Below are 18,338 nucleotides of genomic sequence, written 5' to 3'. Positions count from 1 at the left end.
AGCCTAGACGCAAGTACCGCTCAGGTACAGCTACGCGGCGCTCGCCCGACACGCTCGTTGACGAAGATCGCCGCCAACAGCAACAGCGCAGCACCGCCGCTGTGGGCCAAGGCCAGGGCCGTGGGAAAGTTCAGCAGCACATTGCCTGCACCCAGCGCCAGCTGCAGCAGCAACAGCCCGGCCAGCACGCCGCCCATGCCCACCAGCCCTGCCTGCCAAAGCCGCCAGGCCAGGCGCAGGGTTACCAGCGCCACCAGCACCGCGCCCAGCCGATGGGCCAGGTGAATCGCCGTGCGCGCCTCGCCCTCATGCACGCCGCCCAGGTAGCTCAGCCCGAGTGGCGGACTCAGGCCGAACGCCTCGGCGAAGTCCATCACCGGCCACCAGCGCCCCTGGCACAACGGCAGGTCCGGGCAGGCCTGGGCGGCGTAGTGGGCGCTGACCCAGCCGCCCAAGGCAATCTGCACGGCGATCAGCAGCAGGGCGGCCAACGCCAGCCGCCGCAGCGCGGGGTCAGGGCTACGCAGCACGGCAGGCCACGCGGCCAGGCGCAGGGTCAGCAGGAACAGCAAGCCCAGGGTGCTCATGCCGCCAAGCAGATGCAGGGTAACCACCGGCGGCCACAGCCTGAGGGTGACGGTCCACATGCCGAACGCTGCCTGCAACATGACCAGCCCCAGCAGCGCCAAGGCCAGGCCCAGGGCCTGGCGCTGTCGCCACGCCTGCCAGGTAATCGCCAGGGTGCTCAGGCCGAGGGCGGCGGCGGCGTAGCGGTGCATCATCTCGTACCAGCCCTTGTCGACTTCCAGCGGCGCCTGGGGATAGCGCAGCTCGGCCAGCGCCTGTTGCAGCGCCCCGGACGGCACCCCGAGAAAGCCGTAGCAACCCGGCCAGTCCGGGCAGCCCAGGCCCGCGTGCGACAGGCGGGTCCAGGCACCGAGCAGCACCACCAGCAGTGCGAGGAGGGTGGCGAACAGCGCCAGCAGGTATCCGCGACGGGCCATGGGACGCCTCCGGTCAGCCGATGTTCGAGAGTTTCAGCAGGTGCCGCAGGTCGCGCAGCACGTCCTGGCCCTTAACACGGGCGTCGTACTCCAGCACCAGGTTGCCGTGGGGGTCGACGATCCACAGCCGTGGCTGGTCATCGCCAGGCACGCGCTGGCGATAGCGCTGCAGGTCCAGGGTGTAGCGGCGCAGCCAGGGGTAGCCAGGCAGTGCGTGAATATCCAGCGCCACGCCGCTGGCCAGCGCATGGCTGGCGCGCCCGGCGTCGCGCCCCAGGGCGAGGTGGATCTGCCGGGCCAGGTACACCAGGTGCAGGCAGCTCTGCGTACAGGCTCCGGGCGTGGTGACCAGCAATTGCCAGCCGCTCTCCCGGGCGCTCACGCCCAGGTCCGCCCGCCCCACGCCGTCACCCAGCAGCTGGCCATGGTAGGTGCGGCTTTCCGGCAGCCAGAACTGCCAGCGGTACATGCTGCCGGCGATAAGCAGCGGCAGAAGGAAGCCGGCGAATATCAGCGCCAATTGCAGCTGCCCGCGGCGCTGCCCACTCATGGCCGAGGCTCCCTGGACCTGGAAAACCCCAGGTACAGGTACAAGCCGATCAGTGCGACGGCCAGGGCGAACCACTGCACGGCGTAGGCGCGATGGGTTTGCGGTGCCTGGTTGACGATCGGCCAGTCGGCCCGGTAAGCCGCCGGTCCCGGCAGCAGACGCAGTTCGTAGGGGTAGCCATCGCGTTGCAGGGCCTGCCACACCCGCGGCGGCTCGACCACATTGACCAGGCGCGGCCAGCGCTCGTCCGGTGCATCGGCTTGCAGGCGAAAGGCCGGGCCCGGCGGCACATAGACCCAGGCCTGCAGATCGGCGTCCGCCGTCGGGGTGTCGAATACCGGCGGCGTACGACGGTCTGGCCAGGGCAGCCAGCCACGGTTGAGCAGCACCCACAGGCCGCTGGAGCGGTCTTCGAAGGGCTGCAGCAGCTCGACCCCGGCACGACCGTCACGGCTGCGATTGTCCAGCAGCAGGGTGTGCTGCGGGTCGAACCGCCCCTGCAGCAGCACCGCTCGCCAGGCCGGGTCGTCTTGCTCGGCGAGCGCCTTCAGGTTGCCGGGCAGCAGACTCTGCTGCCGAGCCTGGTGCGCCAGCAGGCTGGCCTTCTGCTCGGCACGCTGCAACTGCCAGAGGCCCAGAGCGACCAGCAGCGGCAACAGCAGCATGAGCACCAGGGTCGGCACCGGGCGCGGCAGGAAGCGTCTCATCCGCTACACCCTGGCGGCCACGGACCGGCCCCTATACTCCATTGCATCATCACCCTTGCCTCTGGAGTCGCCATGCTCAAGGCCGCGATCGTGCTGTCTCTGGCCGCCATGCTCGCCAGCCTGTTCAGCGGCCTGGTGTTCCTGACCCGCGACCGTCAGCCCTCGAACCGCCTGCTCGGGGCCCTGGTGCTGCGGGTGGCGCTGGCGGTGCTGACCGTCAGCCTGATTGCCTGGGGCCTGTACAGCGGTCGCCTGCGCTAGATCACGTAGACGAACACAAACAGCCCGATCCACACCACATCGACGAAGTGCCAGTACCAGCTGGCCGCTTCGAAGCCGAACTGACGCCTGGCATCGAAATGCCCGCGCAGGATGCGCAGCAGCATCACCAGCAGAATCAGCGCACCGATGGTCACATGCGCGCCATGGAAGCCGGTGAGCAGGAAAAAGGTCGCGCCGTAGATGCCCGAGCCCAGGGTCAGCCCCAGTTCGTGATAGGCATGCAGGTACTCGGCACCCTGCAGCACCAGAAAGCTGCCGCCCAGCAGCAGGGTGGCGAGCAGCCACAGCTTCAGGCGCCGCCGCGCGCCATGCTTGAGCGCGTGGTGCGCCAGGGTGAGGGTGACGCTGGAACTCACCAGCAGCACGGTGTTGAGCAGCGGCAGTTTCCAGGGGTCGATGATGCCTTGCGGTGCCGGGTAGCGCTTGGGGTCGGGGGTGTCGAGCATCGGCCACTGGTAGCGGAACTCGGGCCAGAGCATGTTCGACACGCCGTTGCTGCCTTCCCCGCCCAGCCAGGGGCCAGACCAGTAGCGAATGTAGAACAGCATGCCGAAGAAGGCGGCGAAGAACATCACCTCCGAGAAGATGAACCAGCCCATGCCCCAGCGAAACGAGCGGTCCAGCTGGGCGCTGTACAGGCCTGCGCGACTTTCGCGCACCACCGCGCCGAACCAGCCGACCATCATCCACGCCAGCAGCAGGCTACCGCTGAGGAAGATCCACGGACCGTGACTGTCCGGGTGCCCGGCCTTGAGGTCGTTGAACCAGGTGCCCAGGCCGAACAGGGTGATCAGCAGCGCCAGGGTGGCGATGATCGGCCATTTGCTCTGGGCCGGGACGTAATAGTGTTCAGGGGCTGGCATGGGACACCTCCGTGACGCGCGCGCCGCTGGCCGGCGCGACAGGCGGCTGGCGGGCGGTGATGTCGAACAGCGTGTAGGCAAGGGTCAGCTGCTGCACATCGGCAGGCAGGGCGCGGTCGACGATGAAGCGCACCGGCATTTCGATGCGCTCGCCCGGCGCCAGCACCTGCTGGGTGAAGCAGAAGCATTCGGTCTTGTGGAACCAGGCCGCCGCGCGACCCGGCGCGACGCTGGGCACCGCCTGGGCGGTCATGGGGTAGGCGGCGGGGTTCTCGGCGACGAACAGCATTTCGTTGACCGCCCCAGGGTGCACGCGCAATTCGCTGGCCTTGGGGTAGAAGCGCCAGCTCATGCCCGCCGCGTTGCTGGACACGAACAGCACACGCACCTGGCGTTGTTCATCGACGCGCTGTTCGCCAGTGTACGGGCCGCCGGTCTTGCCGTTGATGCCGAAGGCCTGGCACATCACCTCGTAGAGGGGCACCAGAGCGAAGCCGAAGCCGAACATGGCGACCACCACCCACAGCAGGCGGGTCACCAGGCGACGCGAAGACGCAGCGGGTTGCTTCGCGGCGCTCATTTGACCTCCGGCGGCGTGGCAAAGGTGTGATAGGGCGCCGGCGACGGCACGCTCCACTCCAGCCCCTCGGCACCCTCCCAAGGCTTGGCCGGGGCAGGCGGGCCGCCGCGAATGGTCTTGATGACGATGAACAGGAACAGCAGCTGGGTGACGCCGAAGGTGAAGGCGCCGATGGACGATAGCATGTTGAAGTTGGCGAACTGCAGGTTGTAGTCGGGAATGCGCCGTGGCATCCCGGCCAGGCCGACGAAGTGCATGGGGAAGAACGCCAGGTTCATGCCCACGAAGGACATCCAGAAGTGCAGCCTGCCGAGGGTTTCGTCATACATGTGCCCGGTCCACTTGGGCAGCCAGTAATAGGCCGAGGCGAAGATGCCGAAGATGGCGCCCGGCACCAGCACGTAATGGAAGTGCGCGACCACGAAATAGGTGTCCTGATACTGGAAGTCCGCCGGGGCGATGGCCAGCATCAGCCCCGAGAAGCCACCGATGGTGAACAGGATCACGAAGGCCACGGCGAACAGCATGGGCGTCTCGAAGGTCAGCGAGCCCTGCCACATGGTGCTCACCCAGTTGAACACCTTCACGCCGGTGGGCACGGCGATGAGCATGGTGGCGTACATGAAGAACAGCTCGCCCATCAGCGGAATGCCCACCACGAACATGTGGTGCGCCCAGACCAGGAACGACAGGAAGGCAATGGCGGCGGTGGCGTAGACCATGGAGGTGTAGCCGAACAGCCGCTTGCGCGAGAACGCCGGGATGATCGAGCTGACCGCACCGAAGGCCGGCAGGATCATGATGTACACCTCGGGATGGCCGAAGAACCAGAACACGTGCTGGAACAGCACCGGGTCGCCACCACCGCCAGCGTCGAAGAAGCTGGTGCCGAAGTGGATGTCCAGCAGCATCATGGTCACGCAGCCGGCCAGCACCGGCATCACCGCAATCAGCAGAAAGGCGGTGATCAGCCAGGTCCAGACGAACAGCGGCATCTTCATGAAGGTCATGCCCGGCGCACGCAGGTTGAGGATGGTGGCGATGACGTTGATCGCCCCCATGATCGAGCTGATGCCCATCATGTGGATGGCGAAGATGAAGAAGGTCACGCTGGCCGGCGCGTAGGTGGTGGACAGCGGCGCGTAGAAGGTCCAGCCGAAGTTCGGCCCGCCGCCAGGGGTGAACAGCGTGGAGACCAGCATCAGGAAGGCCGCCGGCAGCAGCCAGAAGCTGAAGTTGTTGAGCCGCGGCAGGGCCATGTCCGGCGCACCGATCATCAGCGGGATCATCCAGTTGGCCAGGCCGACGAAAGCCGGCATCACTGCGCCGAAGACCATGATCAGACCATGCATGGTGGTCATCTGGTTGAAGAACTCCGGCTGCACGATCTGCAGGCCGGGCTGGAACAGCTCGGCGCGGATCACCATGGCGAAGGCACCGCCGAGCAGGAACATGCTGAAGCTGAACAGCAGGTACAGGGTGCCGATGTCCTTGTGGTTGGTGGTCAGCACCCAGCGCATCAGGCCCTTGGCCGGGCCATGGGCATGCCCGGTGTGCAGGTCATGGTCTTCGATTACGGTGCTCACGGGCATCCTCCTGCCGGGCCGTTCATTGGCTGGCCTGTTTGAGGGCCAGCACATCCTTGGGCGCCAGCATGTCCCCCATGTCGTTGCCCCAGGCGTTGCGTTCGTAGGTCACCACCGCCGCGATATCCACCTCCGACAGCTGTTTGCCGAAGGCGGCCATGGCCGTGCCCGGCTTGCCGTTGAAGACGATGTTCAGGTGCGCGGCCAGCGGCCCCTTGGCCACCGCCGAGCCCTTGAGCGCCGGGAAGGTCGGCGGCATGCCCTGGCCCTCGGGCTGGTGACAGGCGGCGCAGACGGTGTGGTAGACCTTGTCGCCGCGCTCGATGAGTTCCTGACGGGTCCAGTCCTTGGCGGTCAGCTCCTTGAGCCGTGCACTTTCCTCCTTGCGCCCCGCCAGCCAGGCCTGGTACTCGGCCTGCGGCCGCGCCTCGACGACGATGGGCATGAAGCCGTGGTCCTTGCCGCACAGCTCGGTGCACTGGCCCCGGTAGGTGCCGGGCCGCTCGATACGGGTCCAGGCTTCGTGGATGAAGCCGGGAATGGCGTCGCGCTTGACCGCGAAGGCCGGCACCCACCAGGAGTGGATGACGTCGGCACCCGTGACCAGGAAGCGGATTTTCTGCCCCACCGGCAGCACCAGCGGCTGGTCGACCTCCAGCAGGTAGTGTTCGCTCTTGGCATCGCGGTTGTGGATCTGGTCCACGGGCGTGGCCAGGTTGCTGAAGAACTCCACATCCTGGCCCAGGTAGCGGTAGTGCCATTTCCATTGATAGCCGGTGACCTGGATGTCCACCTGCGACTCGCTGGCGTCATACATGTCGATGAGCGTGCGGGTGGCGGGAATGGCCATGGCCACCAGGATCAGGAAGGGCACCAGGGTCCAGAGAATCTCCACCGTGGTGTTCTCGTGAAAGCTCGACGCCTGCTGCCGCCGCGAGCGGCGATAGGCGAACACGCTCCAGCCGATGGCCGCGAACACCACGATGCCGATGGCCACGCAGATCCAGAAGATGGTCATGTGCAGGTCGTAGACCGCCTGGCTGACTCCGGTGACACCGGGGCCCATGTTGGTGGTCCAGGCGGCCTGGGCAGGACCGGCCAACGGCCAGGCTCCCGCCACCCAGGCCCCGCAAGCCATCCGCATTCGGGGATGACGCCTCATTCGGGTTTCCCTCAGCGCTTGTGCAACGCGCAGGTCCGTCAGTGGCGGACTGCGGCCAAGGGGAGCGGCTTGCGGACTGCTGACTCGGGCCCTGAACGGGCGATCAGCCGGCTTCCTGGTGAGCAGTATAGACAGCCAGCGGCGGCGCAAGAGCGCCGCGCGAAGTGGCAGGAGTGACCGGTAGGTTCTATTTTTGACCGTGTAGCCATATAAAAATGGATTTCTTATGACAAAACGATCTTGGATCCAATAAAAACCGCGCTAATGTATGTCATCCCCGTGCGAGTGGGAAAATACGCCCAACCGGCTTTGCCTCAATGTTTGCAGGCATGTGGGGCGCAAGCATGGTCTGTGAAGGGCCGACCATGTCTCGCTCGCTTATAACCAGAAGATATTCATTATCAGGCCCTCAGGAGTACTGATGAACACTGCAGCCTTGCGGGAGCAGATCCAGCGTGCACGACAACATGAGGCCGAGACCGGCCAATTGCGGCACTCGCTGGAAACCCGATTGCCCCATCTCCACCCGGCGATTGCCGTGCCAGACAACGATGCGCATGCGGTCCTGAAGAATTTCGTGACCGCCTACATCGAACACGTACCGGACCTGCTGGATGCCGCGCACAGCGTGGCGATCGAAGCGGGTATCGAAGACCGCATCAAGCCAGTGCTGCGCATTGCCTCGCAGTTCTTCAGCAGCCCGCCGGCAATCATGCAGGGTCATGAAGGACTCGCCGGCCTGCTGGACGAAGCCTACCTGGCGCATCGGCTGGTCGAAGAGGTCAATGACCTTTACATCCGCCACCTCGGCCAGCCGCTGATTCCTTCGGACTCCACGGTGGCCAACGTCATTGCCCACCAGCTGATCGGTGAAAGCTTCGCCAACCAGCTGGACCAGGCCGTGCACCTGGCATTGAGCGAAATGCTCGACGAAGACAGCTTCGCTCAGGAGTCGGTGCAGGCTTATCGCGAGCGCCTCAGCAACCCCGGAACGGAAGCGGCATGGCGCCGCTGGCCATGCCTTTCCATGCAACTGGGCGTCGGCCTGGAGCTGGACGGCCTCCAGGCCTGACCCGTGGTACGCCTGAGTCAGGCGGTGCCGGCTGCACCGATGCCGGTGTTGGTGCGCACCCGACCCTCCAGGCGGCGTTTCAGGCCACGTGGCTCGATGAGCAAGCGAGTACCGTGGGCCGCATTGGCGCGTCCCCACTCTTCGAGCAGCTCCAGGCACGAGTGGTCGATGTAACTCAGATTACCCAGCGGCACATGGACCGTGCTGCCCTGGGGAATGGTGCCCAGCACCTGAGTCAGAGCCGGCACCTTCAGGAAGGTCGCCGCCCCCACCAGACGCAGCTCCAGCTCCTTGTTCCCTTCCATCGGCACCAGGCTGATCTTCAGTCGCGAGGCCTTGAAGGCCAGCTTGACCAGGGTCAGCGCGAAGCCCACCAGCACACCGGTCAGCAGGTCGGTGAAGACGATCGCCGCAGCAGTGGCCGCATAGGTGAACATCGGCATGCGCCCGTAGCGACCCAGGCCGCGGAATGCCTTGAGGTCCACCAACTTCAGGCCGGTATACACCAGCACGCCCGCCAGGCTCGCCACCGGAATGCTCTGCAGCACACTGGACAGCACCAGCACGAAGGCCAGCAGCCACAAGCCGTGGAAGATGGTCGACAGGCGCGTGGTGGCGCCGGCCTGGACGTTGGCCGAGCTGCGCACGATCACACCGGTCATCGGCAGGGCGCCGACCAGGCCGCAGAGCATGTTGCCGATACCCTGGGCGCTGAGTTCCTTGTCGAAGTTCGAACGCACACCGTTGTGCATGCGGTCCACGGCAGCGGCGGAGAGCAGCGTCTCGGCACTGGCGATGAACGCCAGGGCGAAGGCGGCGACCAGCACGGCCGGGTCCATGAGGTTGACCAGGTCCGCCGGGCGTAGCCAATCGATGGCTTCGGCCAAGTTGTCCGGCACTTGCACGCGTTTGACCTCCAGGGCCATGAGCAGGCTCACACCCGTGGCGATGCCGACGCCCAGCAAGGCACCCGGCACGAAGCGCAGCGGCTGCGGGCGCAGCTTTTCCCAGCCATACATCACCGCCATGGTGCCCAGGCCGAGCAGACCGGCCTGCATCCCGCTGCCAGGGCCGAAAGCCTGCGCCAGCGTGGTAGGGAAGCCGATCAGGTTGTCCAACCCGGAAGGCTTGGGCCCGCTGTCGAACATCACATGCACCTGCGACAGCACGATCAGCACGCCGATACCGGCAAGCATGCCGTACACCACCGCCGGGGCCGTGACGCGGAACCAGCAGCCCAGCTTGAAGCGTCCGGCCAGCAGTTGCAGCAGGCCGGCCAACAGCAGGATCGGGCCGAGCATGGCCATGCCATGCGTGCGCACCAGCTCGAACACCAGTACCGCCAGCCCCGCCGCCGGGCCGCTGACCTGCAACGGCGAGCCGGCGATGAAACCCACCACCAGGCCGCCGATGATGCCGGTGATCAGGCCCTTGGCCGGCGGCATGCCCGAGGCGATGGCGATGCCCATGCACAAAGGCAGGGCGACGAGGAACACCACCACGGAAGCCAATAGCTCCCGTGGCAAGACAGATTTGATCGATGAAACACCTTTGCCGGCTGTGGCTTCCATGACTACGTTCTCCAAGAAATTCTTCATCAGCCGTACCCACGCAGGCACGACAAAGCCTGACGGTGCGAAAAGGCCGCAGCCGCCACCATTGGCAGAAAGGGGAATGTTCGCCGCGCAGAACCGCGGACGTGATTTTCAGGCTGCATACGGCAGGCCACACCGGGCCTGCCGCGAGCTTCTCGTTAGAAGCGTGCCTTCGGCGTAGCCGTTGGCACAGGGCCGTCGCCGTCGAGCGGACGGAAACGGTCAAGCTGCGAGTCGTAGGCGAGGATTTCGCTGGTCTCGATGCTGTACACCCAGCCGTGAATCGACAGTTGGCCGCTGGCCAGCTTCGAAGCCACCGAAGGGTGGGTGCGCAGGTGCTGCAGCTGGGCGATGACGTTTTCCTGGGTCAGCACGCCCATGCTTTCGTGCTCGGCACCGCAATCGCAGTTGTGCTCGACCACCGTGCGCGCCACCTCGGCATGACGCAGCCAGGCCTTGACCGTCGGCATCTTGTCCAGGGTGTGGGGGTTGAGGACCGCGCGCATCGCGCCACAGTCGGAATGACCGCAGATGATGATGTGCTGTACGCCCAGGGCCATGACGGCATATTCGATAGCGGTGGATACGCCACCGTTCATCTGCCCATAGGGCGGTACGACGTTACCCACGTTACGGGTGACGAACAGGTCGCCTGGCGAACTCTGGGTGATCAGCTCGGGCACGATGCGCGAGTCGGCGCAGGTAATGAACATGGCACGGGGGCGCTGGGCATTGGCCAGCTTCTTGAACAGCTCTTCCTGCTGCGGGAAGACCTCATGGCGAAATTGCACGAAGCCATCCACGATGTGCTGCAAGGCCTGCTCGGCGGTTTCCGCGCCCGACTGGGAAGGGGCCGAGGTCTGTTTGTCCTTGTCACTCATGTTTCATCCTCTCTGACGGATTGAAGTGGATCATTCATGCTTCATTCGGATAGCGGCAGTGATCCCTTTCGAGCCAGTGATGGCGCACAGCTCCGTTGTACGCGGCCACGGGAGGGATACTCCTGGCTGCAGACTAACCTTCGAAGCTTAAGTGAAACTTAAAGCAACATCATTGAAACAAAAAATTGTCAATAGCTTTTTGCCATCTTTTTTTGATCTACAGCAATGACATCTGACCACCCGGAGGGCAGAAAGAGTCACAGTCGAGCACGAAACTTTCCCGCTGGCCGAGCCCCAGACGCTTGCGCGCCAGGGCGAAACGCTGTGCCAGCAGCTCGGCGAACTGGCCCTCGCCGCGCATCCGCACACCAAAGCGGCTGTCGTTGTTGGCACCACCGCGGCTCTGGCGTATCAGGCTCATGACATGCGCCGCACGCTGCGGGTAATGGTTGGCCAGCCACTCTTCGAACAGCGGCGCGACCTCCAGCGGCAGGCGCAGCATCACGTAACCCGCGCTGAGGGCTCCGGCGGCCTTGGCCTGCTGCATGAGGTTCTCCAGCTCGCTGTCGTTGATCATGGGGATCATCGGCGCGCACAACACCCCCACCGGCACCCCGGCCTGGCGCAGCACGCGAATCGCCCGCAACCGCGCGGCGGGGGCGGCGGCGCGGGGTTCGAGGATACGTTTGAGTTCGTCGTCCTGGGTGGTGAGGCTGATGTACACCGACACCAGCCGCTGCCGCGCCAGCTCGGCCAGCAGGTCGAGGTCACGCAGAATCAGAGAGCCCTTGGTGACGATGGTCACCGGGTGCCGGTAGCGCAGCAGCACTTCGAGAATGGCGCGGGTCAGCTTGTACTCGCGCTCGATGGGCTGGTAGGGGTCGGTGTTGGCCCCCAGGTTGATCGGCGCACAACGGTAGCCCGGCTTGGACAGTTGCTGTTCGAGCAGCGCGGCGGCGTTGGTCTTGGCGATCAGCCGGGTTTCGAAATCCAGGCCCGGCGACATGTCCCAGTAGGCGTGGCTGGGCCGCGCGAAGCAGTAGATGCAACCATGCTCGCAGCCCCGGTAGGGATTGATCGAGCGGTCGAAGGGGATATCGGGCGAGATGTTGCGGGTGATGATGGTCTTGGCCGTCTCGTGGGTCACTTCGGTGCCCTGGGTCAGCGGCACTTCCTGGTACCAGCCGTCGTCCTCGACCACCGAGCGCTGGGCCGTGAAACGGTTATGGGGATTGCTGGCCGTGCCGCGGCCACGGATTGGCGAAGAGGAGGTCATGGGGAATGCCTGATACTGTTCACATATACAGTACAGCACAATCTGTTACACGCCACTACCGCTGGTAAGGCCGTCTCACTGTCATTTCTGTCAGTAGACCCGATGCCAGGCCAGGGATAACGTGCGTCGGGCAGTCCTTGCCCGACTGCCGAGTCATCGCAACCCTAACCGCTGCGAGGTGGATGATGGCTAATTACGAAGTGCGCATGTTGCTGGAGGGCTTCGAAACCTCCCGCAACCCGGAAATGCTGATCGACTTCATCAGAAACGATGAAACCACGTACTGGGCGCGTCTGGGCAGTTCGAATGCCGATGAGGATTTCGATGAAGTGCTGGACAGCGAAGAGTCCGACGCCGGTTTCGCGCCAGAAGACGAAGTACTGTTCGGCTTGGCCGCCGCATTCATGAAGAGCCTGTCGTGAAGCGCGGGGGCCCGGCGCCTGAGCAGACGCCGGGCCCCCTGACCCTCAGCTCGGGTCGACCGGCTTCTTGAGCTTCGGATTGGGGAAGAACTGCACGCCCTGGACCTTGGGCGTGGCCGGCTTGGGCTCAGCCCGGTTGACCCGGGTGCCGAGTTCCTTGGGCACCGACAGCCCTTGGTCGTTGAGGGTGTCGGTGTAGCCGCAGCTCACGCACTCGCGGTGCGGCACGCCGTCTTCGCTCCACATCTTCAGCTTGTCGGATTCGCTGCACGCCGGGCACACCGCACCGGCGATGAAGCGTTTCGGGGTCACCACGGGGGCGTCGCTCATGCCGCTTCCTCACTCAGGCCACTATGGCGCAAGAGTGCATCGATCGACGGCTCACGTCCGCGGAAATCGACGAACAGCACCATCGGTGCCTGGGAGCCGCCACGCGCCAGGATCGCCTCACGGAACGCACGACCGGTGTCGGCGTTAAGCACACCTTCTTCCTCGAACTTCGAGAAGGCGTCGGCCGACAGCACTTCGGCCCACTTGTAGCTGTAGTAACCCGCCGCGTAACCGCCGGCGAAAATGTGCGCGAAGCCGTTGGCGAAGCGGTTGAACGCCGGCGGACGCATCACCGACACCTCGTCACGCACGCCTTCGAGCACCTGCAGCACGCTGCGGCCGTCGCCGTGGGTCGCGTGCAGTTCGAAGTCGAACAGCGAGAACTCCAGCTGGCGCACCATCATCAGGCCGGACTGGAAATTCTTCGCCGCCAGCATCTTCTCCAGCAGGTCCTGCGGCAACGGCTCGCCGGTCTCGTAGTGGCCGGAAATCAGCGCCAGGCCCTCGGGTTCCCAGCACCAGTTCTCCATGAACTGGCTCGGCAGTTCCACGGCATCCCAGGCCACGCCGTTGATGCCGGACACCCCGGCGTGCTCGACGCGGGTCAGCAGGTGATGCAGGCCATGGCCGAATTCGTGGAACAGCGTGGTGACCTCATCGTGGGTCAGCAGCGCCGGCTTGCCGGGCGAAGCCGGGGTGAAGTTGCACACCAGGTTGGCCACCGGACTCTGCAGACGGCCATCGGCGGTGCGCCGACGGTCGCGGGCGCCGTCCATCCAGGCGCCGCCACGCTTGTTGGCGCGGGCATACAGGTCGAAGAAGAAGCGCCCGACGTGCTGGCCGTTCTCCTTGATCTCGAACAGGCGCACGTCCGGGTGCCAGGTGTCGAACCCCTTCAGCTCGTTGATCTCGATGCCGTACAGGCGCTGGACGATGGCGAACAGGCCGCCGAGTACCTTGTCGATCGGGAAGTAGGCACGCAGGATTTCCTGCGACACGCTGTAGCGCTGCTCGCGCAATTTCTCGCCGTAGTAGCCGGTGTCCCAGCTCTGCAGGTCCGGGCAGCCCTGTTCGGCGGCGAAAGCCTTGAGCTGCTCCAGGTCCTGGGCGGCGAACGGTTTGCTGCGGGCGGCCAGGTCACGCAGGAAGCTCAGCACCTGGTCGCTGGACTCGGCCATCTTGGTCGCCAGGCTCAGTTCGGCGAAGTTGGCGAAGCCCAGCAGGCCGGCCAGTTCCTGGCGCAGATCGAGAATCTGCTGCATCACCGGACCGTTGTCGTTCTGCCCGGCGTTCGGCCCCTGGTCGGAGGCGCGGGTGCAGTAGGCGGTGTAGACCTCTTCACGCAGGGCGCGGTCGTGGGCGTAGGTCATCACCGCGTAGTAGCTGGGGAATTCCAGGGTGATCAGCCAGCCGTCCAGGTCACGGGCCTTGGCGGCAGCGGCCATCTGTTGCTTGGCCGACTCGGTCAGGCCATCCAGCGCCGCTTCATCGGTGACCAGTTTGGTCCAGGCCTGGGTGGCGTCGAGCAGCTGGTTGGAGAACTGGCTGCCCAGTTCCGACAGCTTGCTCTGTACTTCGGCGTAGCGCTTCTGCTGCTCGGGCGGCAGGTCGATGCCCGACAGGCGGAAATCGCGCAGGGCGTGTTCGAGGAGGGTCTTCTGGCCGATGTCGAAACCGGCAGCGGCCGGGCTGGCGGCCAAGGCCTCATAGGCCTGGAACAGCTCGCGGTTCTGGCCCATTTCGGTGGAATAGGCACTCAGTGCTGGCAGGCAGGACTCGTAGGCTTCACGCAGCTCGGCACTGTTACACACCGCATTGAGGTGGCTGACCGGGCTCCAGGCGGCGCCCAGGCGGTCGTTGAGCTCGTCCATCGCCAGCACCAGCCCGGCCCAGTCCGGCTGCTTGCCCTGTTCGGCCAGGAGGCTGGCGATGGCGGCACGGTTGTCGGCGAGGATCTGGTCGATGGCCGGCTTGACGTGTTCGGCACGGATCGCCGAGAAGGGAGGCAGGTCGTAGGGTTGCAGAAGCGGGTTGTTCGCGCTCACGGTTTTGCACCTTGGCTGTGAAGAAACACTCGGCCATCTTAATTACAATCGCCCGCACACGCAGCACCGAAACGCTCTATCACCGGCAAACAGGGAGGCTATCGTGGCCCTTCGCAGATTCCAGAACCACACCCCGAGCCTTGGCGAACGGGCTTTCGTCGACAGCTCGGCCATCGTGATCGGCGATGTACAGATCGGCGATGACAGCTCGATCTGGCCGCTGACCGTGGTGCGCGGCGACATGCACCGCATCCGTATCGGCGCACGCACCAGCGTGCAGGACGGCAGCGTGCTGCACATCACCCATGCCGGTCCGTTCAACCCCGACGGCTTCCCGCTGCTGATCGGCGACGAAGTGACCATCGGCCACAAGTGCATGCTGCATGGCTGCACCCTCGGCAACCGCATTCTGGTCGGCATGGGCACTACCGTGATGGATGGCGCGGTGGTCGAGGACGAAGTGATCATCGGTGCCGGCAGCCTGGTCCCACCCGGCAAGGTGCTGGAGCGCGGCTTTCTGTACGTGGGTCGCCCGGTGAAACAGGTGCGCCCGCTCACCGAAAAGGAAATCGCCTTCTTCCCCTACAGCGCCGCCAACTACGTGAAACTCAAGGACCAGCACCTGGCCGAAGGTTTCGACCAGCCTTGACTGCCCCGTCCCTCGCCAGGCACTGATCGCTTAGGCGCTCTCTGGCTGTTGTAGGAGCGAGCTTGCTCGCGAAAAGACCGGTAAGCCCCATGCGTATGCGGTGAGCCTGGCACGGCCATCGCGAGCAAGCTCGCTCCTACGAACGGATCGATCTTTATTGTCCCCGAGCCGGCGTCAGCCGGCCCCACCGCAACGAGCCCGTTTTCATGCATCAGCAGAACATTCTTTTCGACCTCGACGGCACCCTGACCGACCCACGCCTGGGCATCACCCGCTCGATCCAGTTCGCCCTGGCGAAGCTGGGTATCGATGAGCCGGACATCACCCGCCTGGAACACTTCATCGGCCCGCCGCTGCTGCAGGCCTTCATGCAGTTCTATGCCATGGACGAGGCGCGGGCCTGGGAGGCGGTGAATTTCTACCGCGAACGCTTCCGGGTCACCGGCCTGTACGAGAACCAGGTGTTCGACGGTATTCCACACCTGCTGGAAAGCCTGGCAGGGCAGGGCCGCACGCTGTACGTCGCGACCTCCAAGCCTTGGGAGTTCGCTCGCGAGATCGCCCGGCATTTCGATTTCGCCCGGCACTTCAAGGTGATCTACGGCAGCGAGCTGGACGGCACCCGCACCGACAAGGTCGAGCTGATTGCCCACCTGCTCGACCAGGAACGCCTCGACCCGGCACAGACCCTGATGATCGGCGACCGCAAGCATGACCTCATCGGCGGGCGACGCAATGGCCTGCAGGTTGCGGCGGTGGGCTATGGCTTCGGCAGCGCCGAGGAACTGCACGCCGAAGCGCCAGACTTCCACTTCAACAGCGTCGCCGAGCTGCACCAGGCTTTCCAGCGCTGATCGAGGCCATTCAACGGGGCATCAGGTCATGCAAGGCCTGGGTGCGCGCGGGAGCGGGCAGTTTGCCAAGACGCTCGACTTCGACATAGAAGCGCGACCAGTCACCGCCGACCTGGCGGAACACGGCGGCGAAGGCCGGCACCCACTGATCGTAAAGGCCGAAGGGCAGCAGCTTGGCGTTATTCAGGGGCGCGTCAATCCAGGCATCGAAGCGTTTGTCGCCCGGCCACTGGCGGTCGCGCAGTTGTCGGTACTCGTGCCGCAAGCGCTCGAACTCCGCGGCCTTGCGGGCGCGCATCTCGCTGGCGGGCAACGGCTGCGCATACAGCGTGCGCAAGCGTTGCCGGGTGTCGAGCACCAGCCGCGTCAGGGCGTCGCGCTGGGCGCTGCGGCTGTCGTCCTGCGGCGGCAGGCCCCGCGCAGCACGCCATTGGCGGGTGCCTTCCTGCTCGACGAAGCTGGCGTAGGACTCGTTGAACGCGGTGTCGTCTTTCACGTAGAAGCGCTGGTGCGCCAGCTCGTGGAAGATCAGCGTCGCCAGGCGTTCGTCGCCCCAGCCCAGCATGGTGTTGAGGATCGGGTCGGCAAACCAGCCCAGGGTCGAATAGGCCTCGATGCCGGCGACGAAGACATCCTTGCCGGCCTGGCGCTGCAGCGCCGCTTCGCCACGTGCGCCGCCGAGGCTGTAATAGCCGCGATAGGCCACGCAGCCGGCAATCGGGAAGCAGTGGGTCAGTGGGTCGAGGGAGAACTCATCGGTGGCGAAAACGTTGTACACCACGTAGGGCCGCCCGATGTCGGCATACAGCCGGTAGCTGCGGTTATCGGGCAAGTGCAGCTGCGCGGTGGCGAAGTCCCGCGCCTGCTGGGCCAGCGCCAGACGCTTGCGCAGTGCCGCATCGCGGGCCGGGTCGGCCACGATGTCGGCCACCGGCTCGCGGGCGGCAAGCAGTTGCAGCTGTCCGCTGGCCAGTTGGCTGTAATAGGAGAAACTGGAACATCCGCCCAGCCACGTTGCCAACAGTAGCGGTACGGCGCGCCAAAGGCGGGAAACATCGAGTGCTGGCATACACGGCTCTGCACAGAGAAAACATGCCAGGCAGGACAGCGAGAAGCGCCGCCACTATCATCGCAACACCTTCATGCGGAGCCTGCCATGCGCCCCATACTACCGCTTATCACCGTCGGCATCCTGGCTGGATGCGCAGGTCCCTTGCCCATGCATGACCCGGCCATGGCCTGGGTCGACCTCACCACCACCACGGGCAAGCTGGTGATGGCCGACAAGCTCGACCGTCAGCGCACCGAAGACGGTCGCTACTTCCAGGTATCACCCGGTCGTCATGAACTGCAGGTGCGTTTCGACTACGAATATCGCGCAGGCATGGCTCTGGGCATGTTTGCCGACGACTACACCGAGATCACCTGCTTCATCCGCCTGAGCTACGACCACTTTGAGGCGGGGGAGCGCTACCGCCTGGAAGTCCGCTCGCTGGCCAACGACGTGGACGCCTGGCTGTACGACGCCAAGCGCCAGGAAGTGGCCAGGCTGTCAGACATGCAGTGCCTGTAGCCGGTGATTCTTCAGCGGTCGTTCTTCTGGTAGATGATCTTGCGGGTACCGTTGTCGCAACTGCCGACCACCATGTTGGGGTCCTTGACTTCATCGTTGCTGACGATTTCCAGGGTGTAGGAGTTGACGTTGTTGGCCTGGATCCTGGCTTCGATCTCGTCCTTGAGTTCATCGCAGGACTTCGGCGCCGCCAGCGCGGTGCCGGCCAGCAGGGATAGGCTGAGGGCGAAGAGCAGATGTTTCATTGTCGGTCCTTCCTGACGGGGCACGCACATAGGTGCCGATACCCGTTGGACAGGGCAGATCGCCATCCGGTTCGTCGGCGGGCGACCCGCCACTGGCAGGCCGCCGCGCCAGCGCGTCAGAGCAGGGTGGCTTCCAGGGTGATGTTGGCGTTGAGCACCTTGGAGACCGGGCAGCCTTCCTTGGCCTTCTGGGTCAGTTCATGGAACTGATCTTCGCTGGCGCCCGGCACCTTGGCCTTGAGCACCAGGTGAATGTCAGTGATGGCAAAGCCGTCGGGCTGCTTGTTCAGCGTCACTTGGGCTTCGGTGTCGATGCTTTCGGCAGTCAGGCCGGCTTCGCCGAGGATCATCGACAGCGCCATGGAGAAGCAGCCGGCGTGTGCCGCGCCGATCAGTTCTTCAGGGTTGGTGCCCTTGCCGCCTTCGAAGCGTGCGTTGAAACCATAAGGGGCTTCGCGCAGCACACCGGTTTCAGTGGAGATGTGGCCAGTCCCTTTCTTCAGGTCGCCTTGCCAATGGGCGGAAGCTTTCTTGACGATGCTCATGGTGTCTCCTTGCGAACGAGTGAATGTTTCGTGCAGCAACAGGGATTCTGAGGATAGCCGCCGGAAGAAAGTTCAAAGGCTTAATTCCTACTACCAAAGTAGGAAATTTCACGTCCA

General features: G+C 64.8%; 21 protein-coding genes. 6 read left to right on the top strand and 15 right to left on the bottom strand.

Translation table 11 applies throughout. The annotated features are described in order from the left end of the window. Positions 1-20: 20 nt before the first annotated feature. The 3 genes from RRX38_RS16395 to RRX38_RS16385 are packed head-to-tail and all read right to left on the bottom strand — an operon-like array spanning position 21 to position 2,261. Positions 21-1,004: a COX15/CtaA family protein gene (locus RRX38_RS16395; RefSeq protein ID WP_315959935.1), complete on the bottom strand. Its 984-nt coding sequence runs from the start codon at positions 1,002-1,004 to the stop codon at positions 21-23. Positions 1,005-1,017: 13 nt separating this feature from the next. After that, complete coding sequence (locus RRX38_RS16390) at positions 1,018-1,554, bottom strand: hypothetical protein (RefSeq protein WP_315959934.1); 537 nt, start codon at positions 1,552-1,554, stop codon at positions 1,018-1,020. Continuing rightward, on the bottom strand, positions 1,551-2,261 hold the full coding sequence (locus tag RRX38_RS16385; protein WP_295472072.1) for an SURF1 family protein: 711 nt from the start codon (positions 2,259-2,261) through the stop codon (positions 1,551-1,553). The genes RRX38_RS16390 and RRX38_RS16385 overlap by 4 nt, the downstream gene beginning before the upstream one ends. A gap of 72 nt (positions 2,262-2,333) precedes the next feature. Between RRX38_RS16385 and RRX38_RS16380 the strand changes: the two genes are divergently transcribed. After that, a complete protein-coding gene (locus RRX38_RS16380; protein WP_295472070.1) occupies positions 2,334-2,522 on the top strand; it encodes a DUF2909 domain-containing protein in 189 nt (62 codons plus the stop codon). Here RRX38_RS16380 and RRX38_RS16375 read toward each other — a convergent pair. Genes RRX38_RS16375 through coxB form a run of 4 tightly spaced genes read right to left on the bottom strand, consistent with a single transcriptional unit; the run spans position 2,519 to position 6,734 of the window. Beyond that, positions 2,519-3,406 (bottom strand): cytochrome c oxidase subunit 3, encoded by an 888-nt coding sequence (locus tag RRX38_RS16375; RefSeq protein WP_315959933.1) that lies wholly within the window; start codon positions 3,404-3,406, stop codon positions 2,519-2,521. The two genes, RRX38_RS16380 and RRX38_RS16375, sit on opposite strands and share 4 nt — an antisense overlap. Further along, positions 3,393-3,986: a cytochrome c oxidase assembly protein gene (locus RRX38_RS16370; protein WP_315959932.1), complete on the bottom strand. Its 594-nt coding sequence runs from the start codon at positions 3,984-3,986 to the stop codon at positions 3,393-3,395. Before RRX38_RS16370 ends, RRX38_RS16375 begins: the two co-directional genes overlap by 14 nt. Then, positions 3,983-5,572, bottom strand: coding sequence for a cytochrome c oxidase subunit I (gene ctaD / locus RRX38_RS16365; protein WP_295472064.1), 1,590 nt, complete (start codon positions 5,570-5,572; stop codon positions 3,983-3,985). Before ctaD ends, RRX38_RS16370 begins: the two co-directional genes overlap by 4 nt. 22 nt (positions 5,573-5,594) lie before the next feature. Next, positions 5,595-6,734: a cytochrome c oxidase subunit II gene (gene coxB, locus RRX38_RS16360; protein ID WP_410524831.1), complete on the bottom strand. Its 1,140-nt coding sequence runs from the start codon at positions 6,732-6,734 to the stop codon at positions 5,595-5,597. Positions 6,735-7,155: 421 nt separating this feature from the next. Between coxB and RRX38_RS16355 the strand changes: the two genes are divergently transcribed. Further along, positions 7,156-7,806, top strand: a complete 651-nt coding sequence (locus tag RRX38_RS16355; RefSeq protein ID WP_315959931.1) for a hypothetical protein — start codon at positions 7,156-7,158, stop codon at positions 7,804-7,806. A gap of 17 nt (positions 7,807-7,823) precedes the next feature. On the opposite strand, the gene RRX38_RS16350 is transcribed toward RRX38_RS16355, so the two are convergent. The 3 genes from RRX38_RS16350 to RRX38_RS16340 all read right to left on the bottom strand — a co-directional run bounded on the left by RRX38_RS16350 (position 7,824) and on the right by RRX38_RS16340 (position 11,558). Next, on the bottom strand, positions 7,824-9,377 hold the full coding sequence (locus RRX38_RS16350; RefSeq protein WP_315959930.1) for a SulP family inorganic anion transporter: 1,554 nt from the start codon (positions 9,375-9,377) through the stop codon (positions 7,824-7,826). A gap of 182 nt (positions 9,378-9,559) precedes the next feature. Further along, positions 9,560-10,282, bottom strand: a complete 723-nt coding sequence (locus tag RRX38_RS16345; protein WP_315959929.1) for a carbonic anhydrase — start codon at positions 10,280-10,282, stop codon at positions 9,560-9,562. A 217-nt stretch (positions 10,283-10,499) separates the two neighbouring features. Beyond that, positions 10,500-11,558: a PA0069 family radical SAM protein gene (locus tag RRX38_RS16340; protein WP_315959928.1), complete on the bottom strand. Its 1,059-nt coding sequence runs from the start codon at positions 11,556-11,558 to the stop codon at positions 10,500-10,502. A 185-nt stretch (positions 11,559-11,743) separates the two neighbouring features. Between RRX38_RS16340 and RRX38_RS16335 the strand changes: the two genes are divergently transcribed. Beyond that, positions 11,744-11,980: a hypothetical protein gene (locus tag RRX38_RS16335; protein WP_295472054.1), complete on the top strand. Its 237-nt coding sequence runs from the start codon at positions 11,744-11,746 to the stop codon at positions 11,978-11,980. 45 nt (positions 11,981-12,025) lie between these two features. Here RRX38_RS16335 and RRX38_RS16330 read toward each other — a convergent pair whose 3' ends face one another. Further along, the gene (locus RRX38_RS16330; RefSeq protein ID WP_295472052.1) at positions 12,026-12,310 is read right to left on the bottom strand and encodes a YheV family putative zinc ribbon protein; all 285 of its coding nucleotides are present in this window, start codon (positions 12,308-12,310) and stop codon (positions 12,026-12,028) included. After that, positions 12,307-14,355, bottom strand: coding sequence for an oligopeptidase A (gene prlC / locus RRX38_RS16325; RefSeq protein WP_315959927.1), 2,049 nt, complete (start codon positions 14,353-14,355; stop codon positions 12,307-12,309). Before prlC ends, RRX38_RS16330 begins: the two co-directional genes overlap by 4 nt. A 103-nt stretch (positions 14,356-14,458) precedes the next feature. Between prlC and RRX38_RS16320 the strand changes: the two genes are divergently transcribed. Then, a complete protein-coding gene (locus RRX38_RS16320; RefSeq protein ID WP_315959926.1) occupies positions 14,459-15,004 on the top strand; it encodes a gamma carbonic anhydrase family protein in 546 nt (181 codons plus the stop codon). Between the two features lie 206 nt (positions 15,005-15,210). Beyond that, entirely contained in the window at positions 15,211-15,858 is a 648-nt protein-coding gene (locus tag RRX38_RS16315) for an HAD family hydrolase (RefSeq protein WP_295472046.1), read from the top strand. A gap of 10 nt (positions 15,859-15,868) precedes the next feature. Here the strand turns inward: RRX38_RS16315 and RRX38_RS16310 are convergent, their stop codons facing one another. Beyond that, a complete protein-coding gene (locus RRX38_RS16310; protein WP_315959925.1) occupies positions 15,869-16,927 on the bottom strand; it encodes an aminopeptidase in 1,059 nt (352 codons plus the stop codon). A 150-nt stretch (positions 16,928-17,077) separates the two neighbouring features. Between RRX38_RS16310 and RRX38_RS16305 the strand changes: the two genes are divergently transcribed. After that, positions 17,078-17,431 (top strand): hypothetical protein, encoded by a 354-nt coding sequence (locus tag RRX38_RS16305; RefSeq protein WP_410524913.1) that lies wholly within the window; start codon positions 17,078-17,080, stop codon positions 17,429-17,431. 11 nt (positions 17,432-17,442) lie between these two features. Here the strand turns inward: RRX38_RS16305 and RRX38_RS16300 are convergent, their stop codons facing one another. Further along, positions 17,443-17,676, bottom strand: coding sequence for a DUF1161 domain-containing protein (locus RRX38_RS16300; protein WP_295472041.1), 234 nt, complete (start codon positions 17,674-17,676; stop codon positions 17,443-17,445). Between the two features lie 116 nt (positions 17,677-17,792). Continuing rightward, positions 17,793-18,221 carry an OsmC family protein gene (locus RRX38_RS16295; RefSeq protein WP_295472039.1) on the bottom strand — a complete coding sequence of 143 codons (429 nt, stop codon included), beginning with the start codon at positions 18,219-18,221 and terminating at the stop codon, positions 17,793-17,795. Between the last annotated feature and the right edge of the window lie 117 nt (positions 18,222-18,338).

It is taken from the genome of Pseudomonas sp. DTU_2021_1001937_2_SI_NGA_ILE_001 (assembly GCF_032463525.1).
GTDB lineage: Bacteria > Pseudomonadota > Gammaproteobacteria > Pseudomonadales > Pseudomonadaceae > Aquipseudomonas.
The sequence above is the reverse complement of the archived record's forward strand: the minus strand, read 5'-3'. Positions and strand labels throughout refer to the sequence as shown.

Excerpts from the sequence above, each read along its gene's own strand:
- RRX38_RS16330 (WP_295472052.1), bottom strand. The coding sequence starts at position 12,310 with ATGAGCGACGCCCCCGTGGTGACCCCGAAACGCTTCATCGCCGGTGCG.
- RRX38_RS16315 (WP_295472046.1), top strand. The coding sequence starts at position 15,211 with ATGCATCAGCAGAACATTCTTTTCGACCTCGACGGCACCCTGACCGAC.
- RRX38_RS16370 (WP_315959932.1), bottom strand. The coding sequence starts at position 3,986 with ATGAGCGCCGCGAAGCAACCCGCTGCGTCTTCGCGTCGCCTGGTGACC.
- RRX38_RS16345 (WP_315959929.1), bottom strand. The coding sequence starts at position 10,282 with ATGAGTGACAAGGACAAACAGACCTCGGCCCCTTCCCAGTCGGGCGCG.
- RRX38_RS16350 (WP_315959930.1), bottom strand. The coding sequence starts at position 9,377 with ATGGAAGCCACAGCCGGCAAAGGTGTTTCATCGATCAAATCTGTCTTG.
- RRX38_RS16375 (WP_315959933.1), bottom strand. The coding sequence starts at position 3,406 with ATGCCAGCCCCTGAACACTATTACGTCCCGGCCCAGAGCAAATGGCCG.
- coxB (WP_410524831.1), bottom strand. The coding sequence starts at position 6,734 with ATGAGGCGTCATCCCCGAATGCGGATGGCTTGCGGGGCCTGGGTGGCG.
- RRX38_RS16355 (WP_315959931.1), top strand. The coding sequence starts at position 7,156 with ATGAACACTGCAGCCTTGCGGGAGCAGATCCAGCGTGCACGACAACAT.
- RRX38_RS16295 (WP_295472039.1), bottom strand. The coding sequence starts at position 18,221 with ATGAGCATCGTCAAGAAAGCTTCCGCCCATTGGCAAGGCGACCTGAAG.
- RRX38_RS16335 (WP_295472054.1), top strand. The coding sequence starts at position 11,744 with ATGGCTAATTACGAAGTGCGCATGTTGCTGGAGGGCTTCGAAACCTCC.
- RRX38_RS16310 (WP_315959925.1), bottom strand. The coding sequence starts at position 16,927 with ATGCCAGCACTCGATGTTTCCCGCCTTTGGCGCGCCGTACCGCTACTG.
- RRX38_RS16385 (WP_295472072.1), bottom strand. The coding sequence starts at position 2,261 with ATGAGACGCTTCCTGCCGCGCCCGGTGCCGACCCTGGTGCTCATGCTG.
- RRX38_RS16300 (WP_295472041.1), bottom strand. The coding sequence starts at position 17,676 with ATGAAACATCTGCTCTTCGCCCTCAGCCTATCCCTGCTGGCCGGCACC.
- RRX38_RS16390 (WP_315959934.1), bottom strand. The coding sequence starts at position 1,554 with ATGAGTGGGCAGCGCCGCGGGCAGCTGCAATTGGCGCTGATATTCGCC.
- RRX38_RS16395 (WP_315959935.1), bottom strand. The coding sequence starts at position 1,004 with ATGGCCCGTCGCGGATACCTGCTGGCGCTGTTCGCCACCCTCCTCGCA.
- RRX38_RS16305 (WP_410524913.1), top strand. The coding sequence starts at position 17,078 with ATGCATGACCCGGCCATGGCCTGGGTCGACCTCACCACCACCACGGGC.
- RRX38_RS16380 (WP_295472070.1), top strand. The coding sequence starts at position 2,334 with ATGCTCAAGGCCGCGATCGTGCTGTCTCTGGCCGCCATGCTCGCCAGC.
- RRX38_RS16340 (WP_315959928.1), bottom strand. The coding sequence starts at position 11,558 with ATGACCTCCTCTTCGCCAATCCGTGGCCGCGGCACGGCCAGCAATCCC.